The 3,766-nt window shown below is 64.9% G+C and carries 3 protein-coding genes and 2 pseudogenes; 1 reads left to right on the forward strand and 4 read right to left on the reverse strand.

The genetic code is table 11. The features are described 5' to 3' along the window. From EN738_RS32120 to EN738_RS32130, 3 genes and pseudogenes are all read right to left on the reverse strand, one after another. Positions 1-558 (reverse strand): annotated as a pseudogene (locus tag EN738_RS32120) (TIGR01620 family protein); the annotation flags it as partial. Beyond that, positions 555-2,027 (reverse strand): YcjX family protein, encoded by a 1,473-nt coding sequence (locus tag EN738_RS32125; RefSeq protein ID WP_127287092.1) that lies wholly within the window; start codon positions 2,025-2,027, stop codon positions 555-557. The pseudogene EN738_RS32120 and the gene EN738_RS32125, both read right to left, overlap by 4 nt. A gap of 79 nt (positions 2,028-2,106) precedes the next feature. After that, positions 2,107-2,610: a histidine phosphatase family protein gene (locus EN738_RS32130; RefSeq protein WP_127287093.1), complete on the reverse strand. Its 504-nt coding sequence runs from the start codon at positions 2,608-2,610 to the stop codon at positions 2,107-2,109. Positions 2,611-2,856: 246 nt separating this feature from the next. Between EN738_RS32130 and dksA the strand changes: the two genes are divergently transcribed. Then, positions 2,857-3,273 carry an RNA polymerase-binding protein DksA gene (gene dksA, locus EN738_RS32135; protein ID WP_126054771.1) on the forward strand — a complete coding sequence of 139 codons (417 nt, stop codon included), beginning with the start codon at positions 2,857-2,859 and terminating at the stop codon, positions 3,271-3,273. 221 nt (positions 3,274-3,494) lie between these two features. Here the strand turns inward: dksA and EN738_RS32140 are convergent. Continuing rightward, positions 3,495-3,766, reverse strand: a pseudogene (locus EN738_RS32140) (hypothetical protein); the annotation flags it as partial.

Here is a 3,766-nt window from a genome sequence, read left to right on the forward strand (position 1 = left end):
CAGTTCGGCGAGCGCGCGCCTGCCGGCCGCGGTCTCCGGCTTGGCGGCGACGAAGGCTGAAAGCTCGTCGACGACAGACCGCGCCGCCTTCGGATCGTCGCGGGCGACCGCGTCGAGCGCCCGCCGCTGCAGTTTTTCGACTTCGGCCAGGCGGGCAATCGCCAGGAATTCGCGCACCAGGATGACAGCCAGCGCCAGTGCCGCGACAGCCGCCATGCCGGCGGCCAGCCAGCCCAGCCATTCGGCGCGTTCGAACAGGTCGCGGATGAGCTGGTCCGTCCAAAGGCCGACCGCCAGCGAAACCAGCACGCCCACGGCGCCGAAAAACAGGCGGGCGAGCAGGGAACGCTTGCGCGGCGCGGTGGCCGGCGGCGGCTCGGCGGCAACGATGTCGGGCTCGTCGAAGACGTCGATCTCGGATGGAATGACGACTGCCACGTCGGCCTTTGCCGCGCGCGGCCGGCGCGCCGGCTCAGCCTCGACCGGCCGCGGCTTCGGCGCCTCCCGGCTCGGCTCCGGCTCGATGCGGAATGCAGCGGGTTTGCGGGGCGCGCTCATGCCAGGTGGTCTCCAATCAGGAACTGCAGCGCCCTGTCGAGCCGGATATGCGGCAGCGACAGCGTAACACCTTCGGCCGTGCGTTCGAGCTTTGGCGGGCGGAACCGCACGAAGCGGATAGCCGGGTCGCCGCCATCCGGCGACGTTACGGAGGGATCGAAAACCGTGTCAACTTTCTCAGGCAAGTCGCCGGGAAATATGGCTGTTTCGGTCTTGCCGTCGAACATGTCGCCATTGATCCGCTCGCCCTTCAGCGGCGTGCCGATGATGACGGGCAGGGTTTCGCGGCCCTGCTTGACGGTGCCTTCGCGGGTGGCGCGCACGGCCGCCATGGCGACCACGTCGACATCGGCTCCGGTGAAGTTCGCCCGCGCCACGGCGCGATCGGCAAGCCGGCGCACGATCGCCTGCAACCGGTCATGGCTTTCATGATGCAGGTGATCGGCCTTGGTCGCCGCCACCAGGATGCGGTCGATGCGCCGTGAAAACAGGTCGGTGAGGAAATTGCCGCGGCCGGGGCGGAAACAGGCGAGGATTTCGGTGACGGCACGCTCCAGGTCGGCCATGGCGGCCGGGCCCGCGTTCAGCGCCTGCATGGCGTCGATCAGCACGATCTGGCGGTCGAGCCGCGTGATATGCTCGCGGAAGAACGGTTTCACCACATGCGTCTTGTAGGCCTCGTAGCGCCGCTCCATCATCGCTTGCAGCGAACCGGGGCGGGGCCGCCGCTCGGCCAGTGCCGGCAACGGCGCGAAGGTCAGCGCGGGCGAGCCGTCGAGGTCGCCGGGCATCAGGAAACGCCCGGGCGGCAAGGTCGACAGCGCCCGCTCGTCGAGCTTGCACGCCTTGAGATAGGCCGAAAAGCCCTCGGCAAGCCGGCGCGCGGTCATCTCGTCGGCATCGGCGTTGGGATCGATCGCAGCGGCGAGCGTCCGCCAGCCCTCGGAAAGATCGGCGCGCACGGGGAGCGCCGCCATCTCCATCGCCTCGCGCGAGAAATCGGCGAAGGATTTGCCGAGCAGCGGCAGGTCAAGCAGCCATTCGCCCGGGTAGTCGACGATGTCGAGCGACAATTTTCCAGCCGAAAACATGCGGTTCCAGCCGGAAGCTGATTCGTATTCGATGGTCAGCCGCAGCTCGGAAATGGCGCGAGTCGAATCCGGCCAGACACGGTCGTTGACCAGTGCCGCCACATGATCCTCGTACTGGAAGCGGGGCACGGCGTCGTCAGGCTGCTCCTCGAGAAAGGCGCGCGCGATGCGCCCCGATTTCTGTGCCTCGAACAGCGGCAGGCGGCCGCCATGGATCAGGTTGTGGACAAGCGCGGAGATGAACACCGTCTTGCCGGCGCGGGAAAGGCCGGTGACCCCCAGCCTGAGCGACGGCGAAAACAGCCCGGCGGCGCGCCCTGAAAGCGTGTCGAGAGCGATCTTCGCCTCGTCGGTGAAAGTGGTCAGCGATGATGCCAAAACATGCTCTCTGAGGGCCCGTCGGTTCCCGATATAGGCACTCAGGCTGCGGTTTGGAATGGCGCCGCCAATTTGGGTCTCAGAGGTCGGCCGGGGTCAGAAAGGCCTCGAGATAGCCGCTGCCCTGCTCGGCATGGGCAAGACTGCCGGGGAAGCGGACGACTGCGAGGCCAGATGTCGGGAAACCATGGTTCATTATGCCACGCGCGGCCTCCTCGCCGTCGCCCGAGACCGCCATGGCGAGATCCTCCGTCATCGGATTGTGGCCGATGACCAGCAGCGAGCCCACCCCGCCATTGTCGCGGATGATGCCGAGATAGCCGGCGGCGTCCTCGCTGTAGAGCGTGTCGAAGAACAGCACCCGGCCGGTATCGGTCTGGCCGGCCAGTCCCTCCAGGGTCTGGCGAGCCCGTTTTGCGTTGGAGCAAAGGGTCAGGTCGGGCACGTAGTTGCGGCTGCGCATGGCTGCCCCGATCGCCTCGGCATCGGCGATGCCGGAGGCATCGAGCGGACGATCGAAGTCGCGGACGCCGGGCAGCGCCCATCCGGCCTTGGCATGTCTCAACAGGTAGAGTTTGCTCACCGCTCCCCCAAAATGCCTGGTTGGCACAATGGGATTAGCCACGAGAAAGCCATGGCGCACAATGGCCAATAGCCTTCAACCACAACGAATCATGGATGAATTCGATTTCCGCTCGCAAGCATAACGATATCATGGACAGCTGTGGGTCCGATATTACATTTGCGTGAAACGGTCGCCGATTGCGCTTGTGCACGCTTCTCTGCGCGAATATATAGGCGCCAAATTTGGGGTTGTTGGGTGAGTCGAATGAACGACATCGTTACCGCCGATTACGTACCCTCTGAAGACGAGCCGTTCATGAACGAACGGCAGAAATCTTACTTTCGAATGAAGCTCGTCGCCTGGAAGAACGACATTTTGCGCGAAGCGCGCGAAACCCTCGAAATCCTGCAGCAAGAAAACGCCAACCATCCCGACCTCGCCGACCGCGCCTCCTCGGAAACCGACCGAGCAATTGAACTCCGCGCCCGCGATCGTCAGCGCAAGCTCATCTCGAAAATCGATTCCGCGCTCCAGCGCATCGACGAAGGCACTTACGGCTATTGCGAGGAGACTGGCGAGCCGATTGCGCTGAAGCGGCTCGATGCGCGTCCGATCGCGACACTGTCGATCGAGGCGCAGGAGCGCCACGAGCGCCGGGAGAAGGTCTATCGCGACGACTGACGCGCTGGGATAATCACCCAGGGGTTCAGAAAATGGCCGGGCGACCGGCCATTTTTGTGCCCGCGTGGCGTTGCATCCTCGGTTGCGCAAGCGATGTCGCCGGATTTCGGCCTTGCTGGGGCAGGCAAATCCAGGAACAGGCGTGAAACGGTTTTCCGTCCGGAATCGTGTCGAAACAAGCAGATGGCGCGTTCTGCGTCTTCGCGAAACGACGCGCCGTTCTAGCGCTTCTGGCTGGCGAGTTCGCCGAGCAGCTTCGTCATTTCATCGTCGAGCGACGGCGGCGCCTTGGCGGCCGGTTTGCTCGCATGCGATTCATCGAGCGAAACCTCGAGCTCCTGAATCAGCGTATCGTCGATGGAGGTTGGCTTCGCCGGCGGTGGGGCATGCCGGACGGCATTGGTGTTCGCCGATCCATAGGCTGGCAGCGGCGTGATGTTGCTCGCCTGGTAGCTCGGAGCGGCTGGCTTCGGCGCCGGTGACGGCGCGGCTT

This window comes from Mesorhizobium sp. M4B.F.Ca.ET.017.02.2.1 (genome assembly GCF_003998955.1).
Classification (GTDB): domain Bacteria; phylum Pseudomonadota; class Alphaproteobacteria; order Rhizobiales; family Rhizobiaceae; genus Mesorhizobium; species Mesorhizobium abyssinicae.

Excerpts from the sequence above, each read along its gene's own strand:
- dksA (WP_126054771.1), top strand. The coding sequence starts at position 2,857 with ATGAACGACATCGTTACCGCCGATTACGTACCCTCTGAAGACGAGCCG.